The organism is Krasilnikovia sp. MM14-A1004 (assembly GCF_047159485.1).
Lineage (GTDB): Bacteria > Actinomycetota > Actinomycetes > Mycobacteriales > Micromonosporaceae > Actinoplanes.
This window is the reverse complement of record NZ_AP038773.1, coordinates 5,592,015-5,612,869: the sequence shown is the minus strand read 5'-3', so window position 1 is coordinate 5,612,869 and position 20,855 is coordinate 5,592,015. Positions and strand designations below refer to the sequence as shown.

Sequence of the window (20,855 nt, the reverse complement as noted above, 5' to 3'; positions counted from 1 at the left end):
CCCTGACATGCAGACCTTGGAAGCGACACCGGTCGCGCCCGCCGTCGACCTCGCCGAGCCGGGACCGCTCGGCCGGGAGTTGCTGGACCACCAGTCCAGGACCGAGTCCAACGCCCGCACCTACCCGCGCCGGCTGCCCGTGGCCATCGGCGAGGCGTCGGGCTCGTACATCACCGACGTCGATGGGCGGCGCTACATCGACTTCCTCACCGGCGCCGGGGTGCTGGCGCTGGGCCACAACCACCCCGACCTGATCACGGCGGTCCAGGGCCAGCTCACCAAGCTGACCCACGGCCTGGACATGCCCACCCCGGTACGCGAGGAATTCAAGCGCCGTCAGCTCGGCATGCTGCCCGAGTCGATGCGCGGCGCGATGAAGATGCACTTCTGCGGCCCGACCGGCGCCGACGGCGTCGAGGCGGCCATCAAGCTGTGCAAGAAGGCCACCGGCCGGGGCACTGTCGTCGCGTTCCAGGGGTCGTACCACGGCTCCACGCACGCGGCGATGTCGATGACCTCGGAGACCGCGCCGAAGGACGGTCTGACGAACCTGCTGCCCGGCGTCCACTTCGCACCGTACGGCTACTGCCACCGGTGCCCGCTGAGCCTGACCCCGGACACCTGCGTCACCAACTGCGCCGAGTTCCTGGCGAACACGCTCAACGACACGCACGGCGGCATCCAGAAACCCGCCGCGATCATCATGGAGCTGGTCCAGGGTGAGGGCGGGTCGATCCCCGCGCCGGTGCCGTTCGTGCGGCGCATCGCCGAGGTGGCCCGCGCCCTCGACATCCCGCTGATCGTGGACGAGGTGCAGACCGGCTGCGGCCGTACCGGCACGTGGTTCTCGTTCGAGCAGTACGGCATCGAGCCGGACGTGATCGTGGCCTCCAAGGGCCTGTCCGGGATGGGCCTGCCCGTCTCGGTGATCATGTACCACGAGCGGCTGGACGTGTGGTCGCCCGGCAGCCACATCGGCACGTTCCGGGGCAACAACCTGGCCTTCGCCAGCGCCAACGCGTACCTGGACGTGGTCGCCCGCGACAACCTGATGGCGTACGTCCGCGAGCGCGGCGCGCAGCTGATGGCCGGTCTGCGGCAGATCCAGATCGACACCACGCTGGTCAGCGACGTGCGTGGGCGCGGCCTGATGCTGGGCATGGAGATGTCCGGGCGGGGCACGGCCAGCGCGTCCGAGGTGGCGTCGGAGTTCCAGCGGGAGGCGCTGCGGCGCGGGCTGATCGTCGAGATCGGCGGCCGCGAGGACTGCGTGGTGCGGCTGCTGCCCGCCCTCAACGTCCCCGCCGGGACCGTCGACGAGGCGCTCGCCATCATGCGCGACGCGGCCCGGGCCGTGCAGGACGACCTGACGGCGGTGGCGTGATGACCACGGCCCTCGCCCATCGGGACACCGGCCTGCTCACCGCCGAGCCGCGGCGCATCCCGCGGATCGGGATCATCAACCTGATGCCGCACGCGCAGCAGTACGAGCAGTGGCTGCTGCCGCAGCTGTCCGCGGCGCAGGCGTTCGAGCCGGTGTGGATCCGGCTGGGCGAACGCAGGTTCTCCCTCGACGACCCGGCGCACATCGCCGCCCAGTACGTCCGGCACGCCGACGCGGTCGCCGACGCGCCCCTGGACGCGCTGATCGTCACCGGTGCGGCCGTCGAGCACCTGCCGTACGAGGAGGTGCGGTTCCTGCCGGAGCTGGCGCCGATCGTGCAGCACACCGCCGAGGCGGGCACGCCCGTCCTCGGCCTGTGCTGGGGTGCCCTGGCCGTGGCCCACCTGCTGTACGGGCTGCCCAAGCAGACGTACCCGGTGAAGGTCTCCGGCATCTTCGAGACCGACCGGCTGGTGGACGACGGGCCCATCGCCGCCGTCCTCGACGACAGGTTCTGGTCCACGCACAGCCGCTACGCCGGGTTCGACGACGACGCGCTCGACGCGAGCGGCACCGTCCGCGCGGTGGCCCGGTCCGCCGAGGCGGGCACGGTCATCGCCGAGTCGACCGACCACGGGGTCGTCATGCACATCGGCCACCCCGAGTACGCGGGCGGCCGGCTGGCCGACGAGTACCACCGCGACCTGGGCGCCGGCCTGACCGACGTACGGCCACCGGCCAACGTGGACCTGACCCACCCGGTCAACCTCTGGCGCAGCCACAGCCTGATCTTCTTCGCCAGCTGGGTGCGCCTCGTGCACGAACGGATGCGTGCCCGATGAGCGTCGCACTGGCGCCCGCCCCGCCCGCGGCACCTCCCGTGCCGCGGCGGGTGGTGTGGAAGTTCGGCGGCAGCTCGGTCGCCGACCCGGACAAGCTGCGGGCGGTCGCCCGGCGCCTGGTCGCCGCGCACCGGCAGGGCGTCCAGGTCGTCGCGGTGCTGTCCGCGATGGGTGACACCACCGACGATCTGGTGCGGCTGGCGTACGAGATGGCCGCGCGACCGCCGTCGCGGGAACTGGACGCGTTGCTGTCGGTCGGCGAGTCCGTCTCCTGCGCGCTGACCGCGATGGCCGTGCACGAACTGGGGGAGCGGGCCATCTCCTTCAACGGCCTGCAGGCCGGGTTCCGCACCGACGACGCGCACGGCAACGCCAGCCTCTGGCGGATGGACCCGCACCGCGTGGTGCAGGCCCTCGACGACGGCGTGATCGTGCTGGTCACCGGCTACCAGGGGATGTCGGCGGGCGGCGACGTCACCACCCTGGGCCGGGGCGGCTCGGACGCCTCGGCGATCGCGCTGGCCGCCGCGCTGGGCCTGCGGCAGTGCGACATCTTCACCGACGTCACCGGGGTGTTCACCGCCGACCCGCGGGTCGTGCCCGGCGCACGGCAGCTGGACAGCCTCGGCCACGAGGAGATGCTCCAGCTCGCCGAGGCGGGCGCCCAGGTGCTGCAGACGCGCGCGGTGGAACTCGCCGCCGCGCACCAGGTCGACATACACGTGCGCTCCACGTTCTCGACGGCGGAGGGCACCTGGATCCGAAGGGGAACGACGGTGTTCGAGCAGGCGAGGATCACCGGGGTGGCGCACCGGCGCCGCGATGCGGTGTACACGGTGCGGGGCCTGTCCCCGGCGACCGTTTCGGGGGCGCTGGCTCGACGGGGGTCCGCCGTCGGTTCCATCATTGCGGACACCGACCGGCTGCGGTTCACCGCGCCCGGCTCGGAGGTCCCGGACGTCGTCGCCGCGCTCGCCGACGCGGGCGTCCCGGTCGACGTCCGGGACGACCTCGGCAGCGTCAGCGTGGTGTGCCCGGCGGTCGGCAACCGCCCGGAGATCAGCGCCCGGATGCTGGCCGCGCTGGAGCGCGGCGGCATCGAGCCGCAACTGGTCACCAGTACGCCCGGCCGGGTCTCGGCTCACGTCGGGATGGACCTGGTGGACCGCGCCGCGGCCGTCCTGCACGACGAGTTCGGCCTCGACGCTGCCGCCGCACCGGCCGAACTGGCCGCCGCCGGGGAACGGGGCTGACGTTGACCGCCGCCGACACACCCGCGCCGCCGACCACGACGGTCTGGCGTAACCCGGACTTCGTCAAGGTCTGGGGCGGTGAGACCGTCTCGCTGCTCGGCTCCCAGGTCACCGACCTGGCGCTGCCGCTGGTCGCGATACTCACCCTGCACGCCAGCGCGTTCGAGGTGGGTCTGCTCAACGTGGCCCGCTACGCCCCGTTCGTGCTGCTGTCGCTGTTCGCGGGGGTGTGGTTCGACCGGCGCCGGCGGCGGCCCACCCTGATCGTCGCCAACCTGGGCCGGGCCGTACTGATCGGCCTGGTCCCGGTGGCGAGCCTGCTGCACGTGCTGTCGATCCCGTGGCTGTACGCGATCGCCTTCGGCGCCGGGATCCTGACGGTCCTGTTCGACGTCGGCATCCTGTCGTACGTGCCGGGGCTGGTGGAGCGCCGGGACCTCGGCGAGGCGAACAGCAAGATCGCCGCCAGCTACTCGGTGGCCGGGATCGCCGGTCCCGGACTGGCCGGTTTCCTGGTCGGGGTGCTGACCGCGCCGATCGCGCTGGCCGTCGACGCGGCGTCGTTCCTGGTTTCGGCGGCGGCGCTGAGCAGCATCCGTCGAGGCGAGCCGGAGCCGGAGGCGCCCGCTGAACAACCTTCGGTGCGTGCCTCCATCGCCGAGGGGCTGCGGGCGGTCTTCGGCAACCCGATCCTCAAGCACCTGGCCACCCAGTCGGCGACGTTCAACCTGTTCCAGAACGTCGTGATCACCGTGCTGCTGGTGTACCTGGTCCGGGTGCTCGGCATCGGCCCGACCCCGCTGGGTCTCGTGGTGAGCGCCGGGTCGGTGGGTGCGCTGGTGGGTGCGCTGAGCGCCAACCGGATCCGTACCGCCATCGGGATCGGCGCGACGCTGCGCTGGTCGACCGTGCTGGCCTGCGTGTCACCGCTACTGCTGCTGGTGCCGCGCGACTCGGGGCCGGTGTCGCTGGTGGTGCTCGGCGCCTCCCTGGCGATCCTCGGCGCCAACCTGGCGATCTTCAACGTCAACGCGTTGACGCTGCGCCAGTCGGTGACCCCGGACCGGCTGCTCGGCCGCATGAACGCGAGCTACCGCCTGCTGCTGTTCGGCACGGTCCCGCTCGGCGCGTTCCTCGGCGGCTCCCTGGCCGGTCTGTTCGGCGCGCGGGCGGCCCTGGTGGTCGGGGTGCTCGGGGTCGCCTCCGCGCTGGCCTGGCTGCTGTTCTCGCCGGTGTTCCGGCTCACCGCGATCCCCGACCACCCCGCCGATGACACGGCCGCTCTCGCCGGGGCGGCCACCAATGACTGACACACCCGTCGGCCATGACATGGCTGATCTCTATGGAAGGACACGGCATGTTGTCTGACTCTCAGCGGGCGCTCCTGGCGGCCCGCCTGCGCCAGGGCCGGGCCGACAAGGGCGCGACGGGGATTCCCCGGCGCGCGACGGGACTCGCGGACATTCCGGTGTCCTTCGGGCAGGAACAGCTGTGGTTCATCGACCAGCTGGCACCGGGCCTGGCGACGTACAACATCGCGGGGGCGGTGCAGCTGACCGGACAGCTCGACCCGGCCGCCCTGCAGGCGGCGGTGAACACGCTGGTCGAACGGCACGAGTCGCTGCGTACCCGGCTGGTCGCCCGGGACGGGCGCGCCGTGCAGGTGATCGACGAACCGGCCGAGGTCAAGCTGCCCGTCACCGACCTGACCGGGCTGCCGGACGGCGAACGTCAGCAGCGCTACCAGCAGGAGGCGGCGCAGGAGGCCGCCCGCCCGTTCACCCTGGAACACGGCCCGCTGCTGCGGCTGCGGCTGGTGAAGCTCGCCGACGACCAGCACGTCCTGGTGATCGCGGTGCACCACACCGTCTTCGACGGCTGGTCGTTCGGCGTGCTCGTGCAGGAACTGAGCGCCCTGTACGAGGCCCGCGTCGTCGGCCGTCCCGCGCAGCTGACCGAGCTGCCGATCCAGTTCGCCGACTACGCCGTGTGGGAACGGGACCGGCTGCAGGGCCAGCCCCTGGAGGAGTTGCAGGAGTTCTGGCGTACCACGCTGGACGGGGCGCCGGTGCTGCAACTGCCGACCGACCGGCCGCGCCCGCTGGTGCAGACGTACGACGGTGCCGCCGAGTCCATCGAGATCCCCGCCGACGTGCTGGACGGGCTCAAGGCGCTGGGCCGCCGCGAGGGCGCCACGCTGTTCGTCACGCTGATGGCGGCGTTCCACGTGCTGCTGCACCGCTACAGCGGGCAGGACGACATCGTGGTCGGCACGGTCAGCGCCAACCGCACCCGCCCCGAACTGGCCCCGCTGATCGGCTATCTGGTCAACACGCTGCCGGTACGCGGTGATCTGTCCGGCGACCCCGCGTTCGGCGAGGTGCTGCAGCGCATCCGCACCGCCACGGTCAACGCGTACGGCCACCAGGAGCTGCCGTTCGCCTCCATCGTGGACGCCGTCCGGGCGCCCCGCGACGCCAGCCGCCACCCGCTGTTCCAGGTGGGCTTCATGCTGGCCGAGAACCAGCGCCACGACCTGTACGCGGGCGGCCTGGCCTGGGAGACCGAGGAGCTGCCGGTCACCGCCGCCAAGTTCGACCTGCTGGTCTCGAGCGTCGAGGACGGCGGCCGGCTGCTGGTCGGCGCCTCGTACGCAACAGCCCTGTTCGACCCCGCGACCGTGCGCCGGATGCTCGGCCACTTCCGGGTCCTGCTGGAGGGCCTGGTCGCGGACCCGTCCCGGCCGCTGTCGCAGCTGCCGATCCTCACCGGGGCGGAACTGCGCCAGGAGATCCACGACTGGAACGCCACCGGCGCCGACTACCCGGCGTGGTGCCTGCACGAGAAGTTCGAGGCGCAGGTCGCGGCGACCCCCGACGCGGTCGCGGTCCGGCTCGACGACGAGCACGTCACGTACGCGGAATTGAACGCCCGGGCCAATCGCATCGCGCGCCGCCTGCGCGAGCTGGGCGTCGGCCCGGAGGTCCTGGTCGGCGTGTGCACCCAGCGTTCGGTGCGCCGCCTCGCCGGGATCATGGGCATCCTCAAGGCGGGCGGCGGCTACGTGCCGCTGGACCCGCAGTACCCGGCGGACCGGCTGGCGTTCATGCTGGAGGACGCGCACATGCCGGTCGTCGTCACCGACGACGAGAGCGAGCCGTCGCTGCCCGTCGAGGGCGCGGAGGTGATCTCCCTCGACCGGGACTGGGCCGACCTGGCCACCCTCGACGACGGTAACCTCGGGCGGACGGCGACGCCCGCGAACGCGGCGTACGTCATCTACACCTCCGGCTCGACCGGCCGCCCGAAGGGTGTGGTGGTGGAGCACCGGCAGGCTGTCAACTTCGCCACCGCCGAGATCGAGCACTGGCCGCTCGGGCCGGGCGACAAGGTGCTGCAGTTCGCCTCGCTGAACTTCGACGTGTCGGTGCTGGACATGTTCGGTGCGCTGCTGTCGGGGGCCACGCTGGTGATGGGCCGCAGTGAGACGCTGCTGTCGCCGCCGCGGCTGGCCGAGCTGATCCGCGGCGCGGGCATCACGTTCATGTGCCTGCCGCCCGCGGTGCTGAATCTGCTGGCCGACGAGGAGTTCCCCACGATCCGGGTGGTCATCGCGGGTGGGGAGGCGTTCTCCTCGGCGCTGGTGCGCAAGTGGGCGCGGCCCGGCATGAAATTCATCAACGGGTACGGCCCGACCGAGACCACGGTCGGCTCCACCATGGCCGAATGCCACGCGGATTCGCTGCTGGACCCGCCGCCGATCGGCCTGCCGCTGCCCAACTACACCGCGTACGTGCTGGACAAGCACCTCAACCCGGTGCCGGTGGGGGTACCCGGAGAGCTGCACCTCGGCGGCGCCGGGGTGGCCCGCGGCTACCTGAACCGGCCGGAGCTGACAGCGGAGAAGTTCATCCGCGACCCGTTCAGCGACGACCCCGAGGCCCGGCTGTACAAGACCGGTGACGTGGCCCGCCGCCTGCCCGACGGCAACCTGCAGTACCTGGGCCGCTCCGACGACCAGGTCAAGATCCGCGGCCTGCGGGTCGAGCTGGGCGAGATCGAGGCGGTGCTGGCCGAGCACCCGTCGGTGGCGCAGGCCCTGGTGGTGGTCCGCGAGGACGGCGCCGGGCAGAAGCAACTGGTCGGCTACGTCCGCGGCGACGCGGGGCTCCCGGCGGTGGACACCACCGATCTGCGGACACACATGTCGTCGCGGATGCCGGTCTTCATGGTGCCCGCGCACCTCGTGGTGCTCGACGCCTTCCCGCTCAACGCCAACGGCAAGGTGGACCGCACCAAGCTGCCGGAGCCCGAGGACTCCGGCGACGACGCGGGCTACGTCGCACCGCGCACGCTGATCGAGACCGTGCTGGTGGACATGTTCGCGGGCCTGCTGCGCCGCGAGCGGGTCGGCGTCGAGGACAGCTTCTTCGACCTCGGCGGCAACTCGCTGCAGGCCATGCAGCTGATCGCCCAGCTGCGCAAGGAGCTGGCGGTGGACTCGGACGTCTCGGCGATCTTCCTGGCGCCGACCCCGGCGCAGCTGACAGAGGTGCTGCGCGACCAGCACGGGCTGGAGGACACCCGGCTCGACGAGATCGACCTGGACGAGCTGGAGCAGCTCTCCGACGACCTGGCCCAGGCCGGACCGTCCGGCCCGGCGCCGGTGACCGCCAAGGTCGTGACCATGAACGACGGCCCGCAGGACAAGCCGTTCTTCCTGGTCCACGCGGTCGGCGGCACGGTCTACGGGTACGCCCGGCTGGCCGCCGCATTCGACGGCACGCTGCGTGTCTACGGCATCAGCGCCGCCGACCCGGGCGTCGGCCCGGCCGGCCTCGACGAGATGGTCACCCGGTACGTCGCCGAGATCCGCGCCGCGCAGCCCGAGGGCCCGTACCGGCTGGGTGGCTGGTCGATGGGCGGGCTGGTCGCCCTGGAGATGGCCCGGCGGCTGGAGGCCACGGGCGCCGAGGTGGCGTTCGTGGCGCTGCTCGACTCGCCGAGCGAACCGGCCGATCTGACCGGCCTGTCCGATCTCGACGCCGCCCGCCAGTTCGTGATCGATGCGGCCCGGGCGCTGGGCCCCGAGGTGGACGTGCCGGAGTTCGGCGACGTGGCAGGGCAACTGGCCTGGCTGGCGGACAGGCTCACCAACGGTTCCGGTGACACGGAGACGGCCCGCGCCGAGATCGAGCGACGTTTCGCGGTCTTCCGGGACCAGACCCGGATCATCGCGGGTTACCGGCCCCGGCCGGTGGCCGCACGCACCCTGGTCGTCACGGCCGAGCGGTCGTACGACTTCACCCCGCACTGGCGCGAGGTGCTCGGGCCCGACACCGCGTACCGGCGGGTGGCGGGCGACCACTACTCCTTCCTGCAGCCGCCGGGGGTGGACGCCCTGGCCGCGATGCTGCGCGAGTACCTGGCGTGAGCCTGGCGCTTCCACTGGCGGACACGGCTAGCCGCCCCGGCCCGGTGCCGGGGCGGCCCTGCGGGAGGGACCGGATTCATGGGTGGCGATGCACAGTGGGCGGCGTTGACCGCCCGGTTGGGGCTGCTTCGCCACGGTGGCGGGCCAGCGGATCCGGGCCCGGTGGTGGCCTTCGGGACCGCCGGGCCGGTGGCCGCGTTCGCGCTGCCCTCGGTGGGTGGGACGGTGCACGAGTACGCGGCGCTGGCGCGCAGCCTCGACGGGTGCTGCGAGGTCCGGGGCATCGAGGCGGCCGGCCTGTACCGCGGGGCGGCGCCGCTGACCACGCTGGACGAGATCGTCGCCCGTAACGTCGAGGTTGTCCGGTCGGCCCAGCCGGAGGGCCCGTACCGGTTGATCGGGTGGTCGACCGGCGGGATCCTCGCGTACGAGACGGCCCGGCGGCTGGAGGGCACCGGCGCGGAGGTCGCCCTCGTGGTGCTGGTCGACGCGCCGTGCCGGATCGGCCGGTGGCGGCCGGATCCGACGGACGATCTCGCGGGCCTGTTCATCGGTGAGGTGCTGCGGGGACTGGGGCGCCCGGTGCGCAGCCTGCCCCAGTTGTCGGCGGCACAACAGCTGACTCTGCTGGCGGATCAGTTGGCCGGTTGTCCGCCTCGTCCGGATACCCTGCTCGGCGATCTTGAACGCTGGTATGCCGTTTTCGTGGCTCATGCCGCGGCGTTGTCCGGATATCGCGCGGAAATGGATCTTGAGGCGGCCGGATTGGTGATCTCGGCGCACGGTTCACAGGATTGGGCGCCGTACTGGCGGGGCCGGTTCCGTGGCGGCGTCCGCGAGCTGTCCACCACCGCCGGGCACTACGGATGCCTGCATCTGCCTGCGGTAACGGCGGCCGCGGCGGCCATGTGGGAGCTGTTGACGTGAGGGGGGCCCGGAGTTCCGAGTCGGTGCAGCGGGCTCGGTCGGACACCCGACCCTTGGCGTACCGACTGGACCCGACATGGGATAGTTGCTCATTGATGAATAATCGACCGGGTCTCCGGCTCGATAATTCCTTGTCGAACACCGTCTACACTCGACCGTTGTGCTCGTTCCGGGGGCGACGCAAACGTGTTAACAATTGGAGTTGGCATTCCAATGGCGGGCGAGCTGCCGTGGTGAGTAACCGGCCTGATGCGCCGGTCCGCCTCGACATCCTCGGCCAGCTGCAAGCCTGGCACGGGGAGGACCTGGTGCCTCTCGGTTCGGTCAAACAACGGGTGGTGCTCGGCGCGCTGGCGCTGCATGCGAACCGCCCCATCGGCCGTGAGCAGCTCATCGCCGCGGTCTGGGGAGACGACGCCCCGACGTACGCGGTCAATCTCCTGCAGAAACACGTGTCGGGTCTGCGTCAGATCCTCGACCCGGTCCGCTCGGCCCGCTCCCGTTCGCAGGTTCTCTCCTGGACGGATGCTGGATATCTGCTGTCCATTCCCCCCGACTTCCTCGATTTGGAACGCTTCGACCGGGGCGTCAGCGCGGCCCGGGCGGCGCGCGCCGCGGGCGACCTGGCGACGGCGGCCGAACGCCTGCACAACGCGCTCGGGCTCTGGCGCGGCCCGCTGCTGGACGGCCTGACCAGCCCGCTGGTGGACGCCGAACGCGACCGCCTGTCCGAACGGCACATCGTCGCCGTCGAGGAACGCATAGAGATCGACCTAGCCCTCGGCGACGACCAGGAACTCGTGGCGGAGTTGCGCCGGCTGGTGGCCGCGCACCCGCTGCGGGAGCGGTTGCGCGGCCTGCTCATGCGCGCGCTGTACCGCGACGGGCGGCAGGCCGAGGCGCTGGCCGCGTTCCACGAGGCGCGCGAGTATCTGCTGGCCGAGCTGGGCATCGACCCCACCCCGGAGCTGCAGCACCTGCACCAGCGGATCCTCAGTGGCGAGGCCGAGGTGCCGCGGGCCGCCCCGGTCACCGCCGCGCCCGCCGCCCCGGCGCCCGCCCCCGGCCCGGCCCAGCTGCCGCACGGCCTGGCGCACTTCACCGGCCGGACGGCCGAACTGGATCAGCTCACCGAGCTGGCCGGCAGCGACCAGAGCGTGATGATCGCCGCGATCACCGGCACGGCCGGAGTCGGCAAGACGTCACTGGCGCTGCAGTGGGCGCACCGGGTGGCCGCCGACTTCCCGGACGGCCAGCTCTACGTCAACCTGCGCGGCTTCGACCCGCACGGCACCCCGATGGAGCCGGGGGAGGTGCTGCGCGGTTTCCTGGAGGCGTTCGGGGTGCCGGCCCAGCAGATCCCCGCCGGACTGGCGGACCGGGCGGCCAGCTTCCGCAGCCTGCTGGCCGGGCGCCGGACGCTGGTGGTGCTCGACAACGCCCGCGACACCGAGCAGGTGCTGCCGCTGCTGCCGGGCACGCCGGGCAGCGCCGCGGTGGTGACCAGCCGGCGCCGCCTGTCCGCGCTGGTGGCGGCGGGCGCGGTCCCGGTGACCCTCGATCTGCTGACCGCCCACGAGGCCGCGCTGCTGCTGGCCCGCCGGTTCGGCGCCGAGCGGGCGGCCGCGGAACCGCACGCCGTGACCGACCTGGTCACCATGTGCGCCCGGCTGCCGCTGGCCCTGGCGATCGTCGCGGCCCGCGCCGCCGCGTTCCCGCACCACCGCCTGTCCGCCCTCGCCGGCGAGCTGCGGGAGGCCACCGGCGGGCTGGACGCGTTCATGGGCGAGACCGAGAGCAGCGACGCCCGTGCCGTGCTCTCGTGGTCGTATCAACAGCTCACCGACGACGCGGCGCGGCTGTTCCGGCTGCTCGGGGTGCACCCCGGCCCGGAGATCACCTACCGGGCGGCGGCCAGCCTCGCGGGCCTACCGGCCCGCCAGGTACGGCGGCTGCTGGCCGAGCTGTCCGGGGCGCACCTGCTGGAGGAGCGAGCGCCGGGGCGGTTCACGTTCCACGATCTGCTCCGGGCGTACGCCGCCGAGCAGGCCGAGGAGATCGATCCGGAGCCGGAACGGCGCGCCGCGACCCACCGCGTCCTCGACCACTACCTGCACAGCGCCCGCGCCGCGGACCGGCTGCTGTACGCGTACCGCGAGCAGGCCGCCGTCGAGCCACCCGATCCCGCCGCGACCGTCACCACGTTCGCCGACGCTCCCGCGGCGCTGGCCTGGTTCTCCACCGAGCAGGCGGTGCTGGTGGAGGCGATCGCGCATGCCACCGAGGCCGGTTTTCCCGAGTACGCCATCCGGCTCACGTGGACCATCACCGCGTTCCTCAACTACCAGGGCAAGTGGGACGCGTGGGAGACCTGCCTGCATGCCGCGCTGACGGCGTGCACGCGCACCGACGATCTGGCCGGGGCGGCCCTGGCGCACCGCCTGCTCAGCCTGGCCCTGCTGCAGCAGGACGGGCTTCCCGCGGCCGCCGACCACGCGCGGAAGTCCCTCGACCTGTTCGACCGGCTGGGCGATCTGGTCAACAGCGCGCGGCTGCACCTCGACCTCGGCCGCATCGCGGATCGTCAGGGTGAGCCCGGCGCGGCGCTGGAGCGGGCCCGGCTCGCCCTGGACCTGTTCCGGGAGGCCGGCGAACGCTCCGGCGAGGCGGACGCGCTCAACTGGATCGGCCGGTACTCCGCGAACCTGGGCAACTACGCCGATGCACTGCGCTACTGCCGGGAGTCGCTGGCGCTGCACAGTCAGGCCGACGACTACCCCGGCCAGGCGGACACCTGGGACACCCTCGGCTTCGCCAGCCACCAGCTCGGTGACTACGCCGAGGCGGCGGTCAGCTACGAGCGGGCGCTCGAACTCTGGCGCCGCCTCGGCGACCGGTACGAGGTGGCGACGACGCTGCTGCGGCTGGGCGACACCCGGCACGCCGCCGGCGACACCGCCGCGGCCGGCGCCCTGTGGCGGGAAGCCGGCGGGATCCTCGACGACCTCGGTCATCCACAGGCCGCCCAGCTGCGGGACAGGTTGACCGGAGCCCTCTCTGTACCTCCTCTTTCAGAAAGGTGATCGACCATGTCCGACAAGGACAGAGGTAAAGACAAGCCGGGCGTTTCCGCGCGCCGTTCCACCGCCGTTCGGATCGGTGGCATCGCGGCCGGGGCGGTGCTGGGCGCGGCACTCGGCGCGAACCTCGTCGTGCCCGAGCACCCGTCGATCAGCGAGCAGTTCGAGGCCGCCTTCACTCCGGGTACGAGCGTGGAGGCCATCGGCCTCGGCGGGATCATCGTTCCGGGCGACATCAATTGAATCCCGTACCCGTACGGCTGTCGGGCACGGGAGGCACTGATCCGCCGGGAGAGCCGCTCCCGGTGGATCCGGCCCGCCGTGCCCAGTGGCCGGTGGTGCTCGTGTCGATGCCGTTCATGGACATCGAGTGGCCGTCCATCCAGCTCGGCCTGCTCGGCGCGATCCTGCACCGGCACGGCTTCGCCGTACGGACCCTGCACGCGAACCTCGACTTCGCCGCACAAATCGGCCCCTCCTACTATCGCCGTCTCGGCGCCCGCAAGGCCCGGCTGGTGGCGGAGTGGCTGTTCTCGGCCGAGGCGTTCGGCCCGGACGCCCCGGACGCCGACGGCCATCGCCTGCTCGACGACTTCGCCGCCGAACTCGCGTACCTGGGCGACGGCTTCGTCGACTGGCGGGAACGGCTGCTGCGGGCCCGCACCGTCGACGTTCCCGCGTACCTCGACCGGCTGGCCGCCGACCCGATGTGGGACGGCGTCCGGGTGGTCGGGTTCACCTCCACGTTCCAGCAGAACACACCCTCGTTCGCCCTGGCCCGCCGTCTGAAGCAGCGCAACCCCCAGCTGATCACGGTCTTCGGCGGCGCGAACTTCGACGGCGAGATGGGTCCGGAGTGGATCCGCACCGTACCCAGCGCCGACATCGCCGTCGTGGGCGAGGCCGACACGGCGTTCCCCCGGCTGCTCGACCGCCTCGTCGCGGGTCTGCCGCCCGGCGCGGAGCCCGGCGTGGTCTGCCGCTCCGGCGACGACCTGGTGGCGACGCCGCCCGCCCCGCCGGTACGGCAGCTGGACGACCTGCCCGCGCCCGACTACACCGAGTACTTCGACCGGGCCCGCCGCCTCGACCTGCTGCCGCGCACGGGCCCGAGCGCGGTGCCGATCCCGTTCGAGTCGTCGCGCGGCTGCTGGTGGGGCGAGAAACACCACTGCACGTTCTGCGGGCTCAACGGCACGACGATGGCGTTCCGGGCCAAGTCGCCGCAGCGGATGGCCGACGAGCTGGTCACGCAGTCCCGCCGCTACCGCAGCTTCCGCTTCCACGGCGTCGACAACATCGTCGACATGGGCTACCTGAAGGACCTGTTCCCGGTCCTGGCCGACGAGGGCGTCAACTACGAGATCTTCTACGAGGTCAAGGCGAACCTGAGCCGCGACCAGGTCCGCACGCTGGCGCGCGGCGGGGTCAACCAGATCCAGCCGGGCATCGAATCGCTGAGCTCGAACGTGCTGCGGCTGATGCGCAAGGGCACCCGCGCGGCGCAGAACGTCAACCTGCTGCGCTGGGCCCGCTACTACGGCGTCGAGGTCGGCTGGAACCTGCTGTGGGGATTCCCCGGCGAGACCGAGCGGGACTACGCGGATCAGGCCGCCCTGCTGCCCCACCTGGTGCACCTGCAGCCACCGACCGCCGCGTGCCGAGTGTGGATCGAGCGGTTCAGCCCGCTGTTCACCGACTCGCCGACGAAAACCCCCGAGGCCAGCTACCGGTACGTGTACCCGGCCACCGTCGACCTGGGCAGGGCCGCCTACTTCTTCGAGTACGACCTGCCCGGCGCGCTGCCGGACCGCGCGTACGAGGCGCTGCTCAAGGAGTTCACGGCCTGGACCGACGCCTGGTCGGGGCAGCGGCGACCGGCGCTGACGTTCTGGTCCTCGCCCGGACTGGTGCAGATCTACGACACCCGGTACGAGGGTGCCGAGGGGACGTACACCTTCGAGGGCCCGCTGGCCGACCTCTACGCCGCCTGCAGCGACCGGCCGATCACGGCCACCGCGGTCCGCGACCGGCTGGACGGGCGCCTGACGGTGGCGCAGATCCAGGAGGCCTTCGAGGCGTTCGCCGAGCGGGGCCTGATGGTGCTCGACGAGACATTGGCGCTGGCGCTGGCGTTGCCCGCGGGCGTACCCCGGTGAGATTCTGATCTTCCGTGTCCGATCGCCCAACTGCCGAGGTGTGAATGCACGACTCTCTGGCCCTGCGTCCGTTCGTCCTGGCTGATCTGCGCTTTCTGGAGCGACTGGACACGGACCCCGACGCACTGGGCCCCTACGAATGGGCGGGCTTCACCGATGCGGGTGCCCGGCGCCGCCGCTGGGAGACCGACGGCTACATCGGCACCCAGTCGACGGCGCTGGCCGTGGTCCGCCCCGACGACACCGTGATCGGCATCGCGAGCTGGGAGGCGCGTACCCGTGGCGGCCCGATCGGCGGCTGCTACGAGATCGGCCTGGCCCTGCTACCGGAGCACCGCGGTCGCGGTTACGGCACCGCGGCGCAGAGCATGCTGGTGCAGTACCTGCTGCGGTACACCACGGCCAACCGGCTGGAGGCGCAGACCGACGCGGAGAACCTCGCCGAGCAGACGGCGCTGGAACGCATCGGTTTCCGCCGGGAGGGGCTGCTGCGCGGTGTCCGCTTCCGGCACGGCATCTGGCGGGACATGGTCATCTACGGCCTGCTCCGCGACGAGGCCACGATCTCTCTTGAGTGACCTCCTCAGGATGTGGCCGCCGTGTGGCGCTGCCGGTCGTCGTCGATGTCGTCGTCACCGCCGAGCACGAGCGTCAGCTCCCGGGCGTAGCGGCGGGCGGATCCGGCGGTGGCTGCCGCCACCTGCCATCGCTCGCCGGGCGCGACGGTGCGCTGACGGGCCAGTTCACTGCGCAGGGCGTGTAATTCGGCCAGGTGCTGATCGAGCAGGCCGAGGACTTGGTCGTGCATCAGGGTGCCACCTCCACCACCGGTAGCGTCGTTGGTTCAGCGCCCCGTAACCGTCTGTCCGACGATCCGTAGCGCCGTCGTAAGCCTACCGACGAGATGCGTGGACGTGGATGTCCCATTGCAAAATCTTTGTGTCCTTTGTCGAGTAACCGATCACGCGTGCGCACGGGGCCCGACTCCAGGCTGTCGCCGGTACGAAATATCGACTATCTACGATGGACGGCGTCGCCGGATCGATCACCCGAGGTGAGCCACGATGTCCCAACCAGTCGTACAATCCGACCCCCTGGCCTGGGTCCCGGCCGACCTGGAGCCGCGGCTGGCCGCCACCGGTTGGGGCGCCGCCTGGCGGGACCACCTCGTCGCGTATCTCGACGGGCAGTGGGGTGCGGGCTGGCAGCAGGAGCCCGCCGAGCACAAGGTGGCGTGGCTGACCGACCTGCTGAACGACGCGGCTGCGGACGCCCCGGCGCAGGCCGCCGAGGAGCCGGAGGTGCCGACCGCGGCCGTCCAGGCGCTGGCGGACGAGGCGATGGGCGCGGCCACCCAGCTCATGCAGGACGTGGCGCACGAGCTGGACAGCGGCACCTATGTGTACGGCGCCGACGGGCTGCAGTTGCTCCGCGCCTCCGCGACGCTGCACCTGCGGACCGAGGCCGTGGGCAGCCTGATCGTCGACCATGGCATCCAGGCCGTGGCGGAGGCCTTCCGGCAGGTGTTCGGCCGCCCGATCATCGAACAGGAGCAGCTCCAGGCGTACGCCAACTGGAGCGACGACGTGTGGGGGACCTTCCACGCCTGGGCGACCATGTTGTGGACCCTGATCGAGAGTGACGCGACCCTCACCGGGAACGTCCCCAGGCTGACCAGCGTCGTCTTCGACCACGAGAAGGGTTACAACCGGGCGATCAACTTCACGAACACCCCTGTCGCGTCCGACCTGAACGCTGTCGTGCAGGCGGCCGAGCCGCCGGGGCACAGCGACGAGGAGCGCGGCCTCTGGATCTTCGAGAGGCTCCGGCTCGCCCAACTGATCCAGGGCGACGGGACCGACACCTGGGACAGCTTCCGTCAGGTGGCCGAACAGAACTGGGCCGTTCTCTCCTCCCGCCTCGGCAACGGCCTGAGCCTCGACGACGCGCTCTCCGACGCGGTCCGGACCGACCTGGAGGGACTGTCCCTGCTCGGATGACCGAGCAGCCCGCCCGGGCGGGTGCGCCTACCCGCGGTCGCCCGGGCAGGCCGTGAGCCGCCGCGCCACGGCGAGCTGGGTGGCGGGTGCGACCCCGTCCGAGCACAGCCGCAGCACCACCGGCGTACCCACCCGCGTGCCGTTGCGGTCGAACCGCAACGTGCCCTGCGCCGCGTCCGGGATCTCGAAGCTGCTCAGGTTGCTGGCGACGTGCCCCGGCTCGTACGCCTGCCCGTTGGTGTGCAGGGCGTGCACGGCGGCGGCGGTCACGAACATGGCGTCGTGCGCGTTGACCATCCACGTGTCGGCCAGCTCCGCGTCGGAGAACGGGAACAGCTCAGGGTGCGCGGTGTCACCGAACGCCCCCGCGAACGCCGTCCGGAAGTTGCCGAACCCCGTGGTGCCGGCGAGCTGCGCGGCGCTGTTGGTGGCCGGGAAGTACACCTTGACGTTGCCGGAGTGCAGCACCTGGAGCGCGTTCCTGCGCTGCATCTCCAGCGCGTGCGTCGGCTCCGGGGTGAGCAGCCGGGACGCGTCCGTCCCCGCGGCGATCGTGATGCCGCGCGGGCACGCCTGATTCATCGCCACGATGAAGTTCGCCAGGTCGACCGCCCGGGCGGTGTAGAACACGGTGCGTACCGCCGGATCGGTGCAGATCGGCGACACCTTGGTGACGATCTGGCCGGTCGAGTCCCTGCCGGCACCACTCAACTCGAAGGTGATCGGGTCGGGCGCCGGATCGAGCAGCTTGTTGACGTGCTCGACGTTGGTGCAGGCGAACTGGTCGGCGTCGTACCCGGCCTGGGTGACCTGCACGGCCCGGCCCCTCCCGAGCAGACCAACCCCCGTCAGATAGCCGCCGAGCTGCGCGAAGTACCGCTGGTTCGGGTACGCGATGCGGTAGAACGCGGTCAGGCGGCCGGTCCCCGCCTGCGGGTGGCAGACCTCGGGCACACCCGTGAAGTTGCTGCGGTCGAACCCGTCCGCGGTGACCAGGTCCGCGACCACCGGGATGCCGCGGCCGTTCAACGTCCGCGCCGCCTCGATCATCTGGGTACGGCTGAGCGCCAGTCCCACCACCGCGACCAGCCGGTCGTATGTGGACAGCTCGTCCACGACCTCCGACCAGCCGTTCATGTCCCGCCCCGGGTCGGCGACGAGCAGCCGGATGAACGGCGCGCACCCGCCCGGCTGGCGCAGGTGGTTCGCCTGCCACTGGGCGACGTACATGCCCGCCAGCTGGTGGAACGCCCGCCCGCCCGCGAGGTCGGAACGCCACGGCGCGAGCGCGGCGACATCGACCGCGTCACCGGCGGTGCTGGTGCAGTCGGTGGCGCTGCCCGCGGTGTCGACGTGACCCGACTCGACCCGCTCGTTCTCGGCGTGGATGGCGTCGAGCAACGCGCCGTAGCGCCCACCCAGCTCCGCGCCGAACGCCGCGTCGATCGGGGTGGCGCCGTCGGTGACCCCGACACAGTCCGTGCCGTGCGGCCACACGTGCAGGTAGGTGCGGGAGAAACCGTGGCAGGCGTTCCAGTGGCGGGGCTGCAGGCGGACCCCGGCGACGGCCAGCGCCGTCACCAGCACGCCCGCGAGCACGATCCACGCGACGGGACGCCGCCACAGCGGCCGGGACGGGCTCAGGCCGGGACGGCCGGTGGGTTTGGCGGGCATGACGTCCACCCTTTCGGTGACGGTCGGGCGGGTGGTCAGTGCTCGTCGTCGGGCAACTCGTACCGGGCCGCCCGGTTGCGGTACTCCCGCGACTGGTGGGTGGCGGCACGGGCCACGTCCCGGTACTGGTCGGCGACGAGCAGGCGCAGGTCGGCGATGACCTCCGGGTCGGTCAGCCGGGGATCGCCGAGCCGCCGCAACGCCACGACCAGGCGCCCGACGGCCAGCGGGAGGGCGTCGAAGAGGCCGGTGGGATCGTCGGCGCCGGACAGCGGATCCAGCGGGTCGGGTGTGGCCACGATGTCGTCGAGAATGCCCAGCCACGCGGGTGCCGTCAGCCCCGGCAGCAGGTGCGCCAGCGCGACCGCGACGGAGCGGACCTCGCCGAGCGCCAGCTGGTAGTGCAACGAGGCCGTCCGCGCGTCGAGCAGCCTCTCCGGCTCGGCGGTCGCCACGTCGTCGTCGGCCAGCGTCAGCAGCGTACGGAAAACCCTCGCCCGGGAATGCGGGTGGCCCTCCGGCCGGGCGGCCAGCTCGCGCAGCGCGAGAAAGCGCGCGGGCGCCGCCAGGCGCCGCGCACCACCCGACCGCGGCCAGAGGGTGTCACTCAACGCCAGGCGCAGGTCCTGCGGACGGGCCGACCGCAGATGATCCGTACGGGTCAGCCGGTCGGCCTCCTCCAGGTCGCGCGCCGCGGCCAGCACCACGAACGTGTCGCGGAACGAGCCACTGGGCCGGATCGTCGCGTGCGTACGCTCGGTCATCCCGAGCAGGATCTCGTCGGCCAGCGTGCGGGCCCGGTGTGTCTCCGGATCGACGGGCTCGCCGTCCAGCAGTTTGTCGACGTCCTGCAGCAGGCCGGTCTGACGGCCCAGAGCGTCCAGGACCAGGGTGGTGGCCAGCGGATGCCCGCCGGACAGTCGATGCGTGACGCGGGCGACCCGGTGCACGCCGAGGTGGTCGAACACGTCGCGCTCGGCGACCGCGGTGATCGTTTCGGCGCGCGTCAACGGCGGCAGCGTGATCCGCAACCACTGCAACGCGTGCAGCTCGTGCCGGGGCAACGCGGCGGCCTCTACTTCGGACAGTGCGCGGCTCCGGTCGGCCGCGCAGGCGCTCGGCGCGGGCAACGACTCACCGCCACTGGCGGCGACCACCACCAGCGGAGCGGGCGGAACCGCCGTGCGGGCCTCGCAGAGCAGCGCCGACAGCCGCTGCCCGGCCGGACTGTCCGCGTTGTCCAGCAGCAGTTCCGCCCGCCACCGCCGCCAGCCCGAACGGCGGAAGCGCCGCGTCGCGGCCGCCCGCAGATCCGCCAGGAACGCGCGGACCAGGATCTCCTCGACCTGGCCCCGAGCCGCCTCGGACTGCCACCACCGGTGCAGGCGGGCCAGCCCGGCCGCGGGCGTCCGCCGGCCGTCGGTCAGCTGATCGGCGTACCACCGCTCGGCGTCCCTCAGCGCGGAGCCCCGGGTCAGACGGGTCCGGGTCAGGGCGGTGGTCAGCGGCCGCAACGCAGCGCCGAGTCCCGGCAGGGCGTCGCCACCGGCGTGATCCAGAGCGCCCACGGCCACTTCGGACAGCACCTGCCCGATCAGCTCCGCGCCCGCGCGCCGCTTGCGGTAGCTCTTGAGGGCGGCGGCCATCGTGGCTTGCCGCTGCTCGGGAGTGGCGTCCGGATCGATCGGCTGGGCCAGCGCCAGGTGCCCGAGGAACAGCCGGTGGAACGGGATCCGGCCGAACCCGGCCGGCGACTCGGCCAGCTCCGACGCGGCCGTGAGGAGCAGGATCGAGACCTCGTCGAAGGTCGTTGTCTTCGCCGCGTCGGCCACCGCGTCGACGACGGCCACCGGGAGGGCCGCGGCATGCTGATCGGCCAGGAACCGCAGCGCGGCGCTGCGACCGGAGCCGCCGGTGCCCTCCAGCGCGATGACCGGTCCGGCCGCCACGGGTACGGCCTGGTTGCGGTCGACCCGGACCAGGCCGGTGACCAGATCTTCCAGCTTCTCCCGGCCGTAGAACACGATTCACTCCTCAGCCGCGGGCAGAGAGCGGCCATGCATACCTACTCGCGGCCGTCCTCGCGGAGCAAATCCAGAACC

General features: G+C 72.1%; 14 protein-coding genes. 11 read left to right on the top strand and 3 right to left on the bottom strand.

The window, feature by feature from the left end; all coding sequences use genetic code 11:
- Nucleotides 1-7 precede the first annotated feature (7 nt).
- The 10 genes from ACMCNN_RS24050 to ACMCNN_RS24005 all read left to right on the top strand — a co-directional run bounded on the left by ACMCNN_RS24050 (nucleotide 8) and on the right by ACMCNN_RS24005 (nucleotide 15,657).
- Nucleotides 8-1,384: an aspartate aminotransferase family protein gene (locus ACMCNN_RS24050; RefSeq protein ID WP_412742775.1), complete on the top strand. Its 1,377-nt coding sequence runs from the start codon at nucleotides 8-10 to the stop codon at nucleotides 1,382-1,384.
- Entirely contained in the window at nucleotides 1,384-2,226 is an 843-nt protein-coding gene (locus tag ACMCNN_RS24045) for a homoserine O-acetyltransferase/O-succinyltransferase family protein (RefSeq protein ID WP_412742774.1), read from the top strand. Before ACMCNN_RS24050 ends, ACMCNN_RS24045 begins: the two co-directional genes overlap by 1 nt.
- Nucleotides 2,223-3,479, top strand: a complete 1,257-nt coding sequence (locus tag ACMCNN_RS24040; protein WP_412742773.1) for an aspartate kinase — start codon at nucleotides 2,223-2,225, stop codon at nucleotides 3,477-3,479. Before ACMCNN_RS24045 ends, ACMCNN_RS24040 begins: the two co-directional genes overlap by 4 nt.
- Before the next feature lie 2 nt (nucleotides 3,480-3,481).
- Complete coding sequence (locus tag ACMCNN_RS24035) at nucleotides 3,482-4,789, top strand: MFS transporter (protein ID WP_412742772.1); 1,308 nt, start codon at nucleotides 3,482-3,484, stop codon at nucleotides 4,787-4,789.
- Nucleotides 4,790-4,836: 47 nt separating this feature from the next.
- Nucleotides 4,837-8,913, top strand: a complete 4,077-nt coding sequence (locus ACMCNN_RS24030) for a non-ribosomal peptide synthetase (RefSeq protein WP_412742771.1) — start codon at nucleotides 4,837-4,839, stop codon at nucleotides 8,911-8,913.
- A 78-nt stretch (nucleotides 8,914-8,991) separates the two neighbouring features.
- Entirely contained in the window at nucleotides 8,992-9,840 is an 849-nt protein-coding gene (locus ACMCNN_RS24025; RefSeq protein ID WP_412742770.1) for a thioesterase domain-containing protein, read from the top strand.
- A 233-nt stretch (nucleotides 9,841-10,073) separates the two neighbouring features.
- On the top strand, nucleotides 10,074-12,923 hold the full coding sequence (locus tag ACMCNN_RS24020; RefSeq protein WP_412742769.1) for a BTAD domain-containing putative transcriptional regulator: 2,850 nt from the start codon (nucleotides 10,074-10,076) through the stop codon (nucleotides 12,921-12,923).
- 6 nt (nucleotides 12,924-12,929) lie between these two features.
- Nucleotides 12,930-13,163, top strand: a complete 234-nt coding sequence (locus tag ACMCNN_RS24015) for a hypothetical protein (RefSeq protein WP_412742768.1) — start codon at nucleotides 12,930-12,932, stop codon at nucleotides 13,161-13,163.
- A gap of 62 nt (nucleotides 13,164-13,225) precedes the next feature.
- Nucleotides 13,226-15,079 carry a RiPP maturation radical SAM C-methyltransferase gene (locus ACMCNN_RS24010; RefSeq protein WP_412742767.1) on the top strand — a complete coding sequence of 618 codons (1,854 nt, stop codon included), beginning with the start codon at nucleotides 13,226-13,228 and terminating at the stop codon, nucleotides 15,077-15,079.
- A 44-nt stretch (nucleotides 15,080-15,123) separates the two neighbouring features.
- Complete coding sequence (locus ACMCNN_RS24005; RefSeq protein ID WP_412742766.1) at nucleotides 15,124-15,657, top strand: GNAT family N-acetyltransferase; 534 nt, start codon at nucleotides 15,124-15,126, stop codon at nucleotides 15,655-15,657.
- 5 nt (nucleotides 15,658-15,662) lie between these two features.
- Here ACMCNN_RS24005 and ACMCNN_RS24000 read toward each other — a convergent pair whose 3' ends face one another.
- Nucleotides 15,663-15,887, bottom strand: coding sequence for a hypothetical protein (locus ACMCNN_RS24000; protein WP_412742765.1), 225 nt, complete (start codon nucleotides 15,885-15,887; stop codon nucleotides 15,663-15,665).
- Between the two features lie 256 nt (nucleotides 15,888-16,143).
- On the opposite strand from ACMCNN_RS24000, the gene ACMCNN_RS23995 reads away from it, so the two are divergent.
- Nucleotides 16,144-17,079, top strand: a complete 936-nt coding sequence (locus ACMCNN_RS23995; RefSeq protein WP_412742764.1) for a hypothetical protein — start codon at nucleotides 16,144-16,146, stop codon at nucleotides 17,077-17,079.
- Nucleotides 17,080-17,106: 27 nt separating this feature from the next.
- On the opposite strand, the gene ACMCNN_RS23990 is transcribed toward ACMCNN_RS23995, so the two are convergent.
- Complete coding sequence (locus ACMCNN_RS23990; RefSeq protein ID WP_412742763.1) at nucleotides 17,107-18,753, bottom strand: hypothetical protein; 1,647 nt, start codon at nucleotides 18,751-18,753, stop codon at nucleotides 17,107-17,109.
- A gap of 35 nt (nucleotides 18,754-18,788) precedes the next feature.
- Entirely contained in the window at nucleotides 18,789-20,777 is a 1,989-nt protein-coding gene (locus ACMCNN_RS23985; RefSeq protein ID WP_412742762.1) for a hypothetical protein, read from the bottom strand.
- Between the last annotated feature and the right edge of the window lie 78 nt (nucleotides 20,778-20,855).

What these genes read in the sequence shown, in the direction of transcription:
- ACMCNN_RS24050 (WP_412742775.1), top strand. Translation starts at nt 8, where the DNA reads ATGCAGACCTTGGAAGCGACACCGGTCGCGCCCGCCGTCGACCTCGCC.
- ACMCNN_RS24045 (WP_412742774.1), top strand. Translation starts at nt 1,384, where the DNA reads ATGACCACGGCCCTCGCCCATCGGGACACCGGCCTGCTCACCGCCGAG.
- ACMCNN_RS24040 (WP_412742773.1), top strand. Translation starts at nt 2,223, where the DNA reads ATGAGCGTCGCACTGGCGCCCGCCCCGCCCGCGGCACCTCCCGTGCCG.
- ACMCNN_RS24030 (WP_412742771.1), top strand. Translation starts at nt 4,837, where the DNA reads ATGTTGTCTGACTCTCAGCGGGCGCTCCTGGCGGCCCGCCTGCGCCAG.
- ACMCNN_RS24025 (WP_412742770.1), top strand. Translation starts at nt 8,992, where the DNA reads ATGGGTGGCGATGCACAGTGGGCGGCGTTGACCGCCCGGTTGGGGCTG.
- ACMCNN_RS24015 (WP_412742768.1), top strand. Translation starts at nt 12,930, where the DNA reads ATGTCCGACAAGGACAGAGGTAAAGACAAGCCGGGCGTTTCCGCGCGC.
- ACMCNN_RS24005 (WP_412742766.1), top strand. Translation starts at nt 15,124, where the DNA reads ATGCACGACTCTCTGGCCCTGCGTCCGTTCGTCCTGGCTGATCTGCGC.
- ACMCNN_RS24000 (WP_412742765.1), bottom strand. Translation starts at nt 15,887, where the DNA reads ATGCACGACCAAGTCCTCGGCCTGCTCGATCAGCACCTGGCCGAATTA.
- ACMCNN_RS23995 (WP_412742764.1), top strand. Translation starts at nt 16,144, where the DNA reads ATGTCCCAACCAGTCGTACAATCCGACCCCCTGGCCTGGGTCCCGGCC.
- ACMCNN_RS23990 (WP_412742763.1), bottom strand. Translation starts at nt 18,753, where the DNA reads ATGCCCGCCAAACCCACCGGCCGTCCCGGCCTGAGCCCGTCCCGGCCG.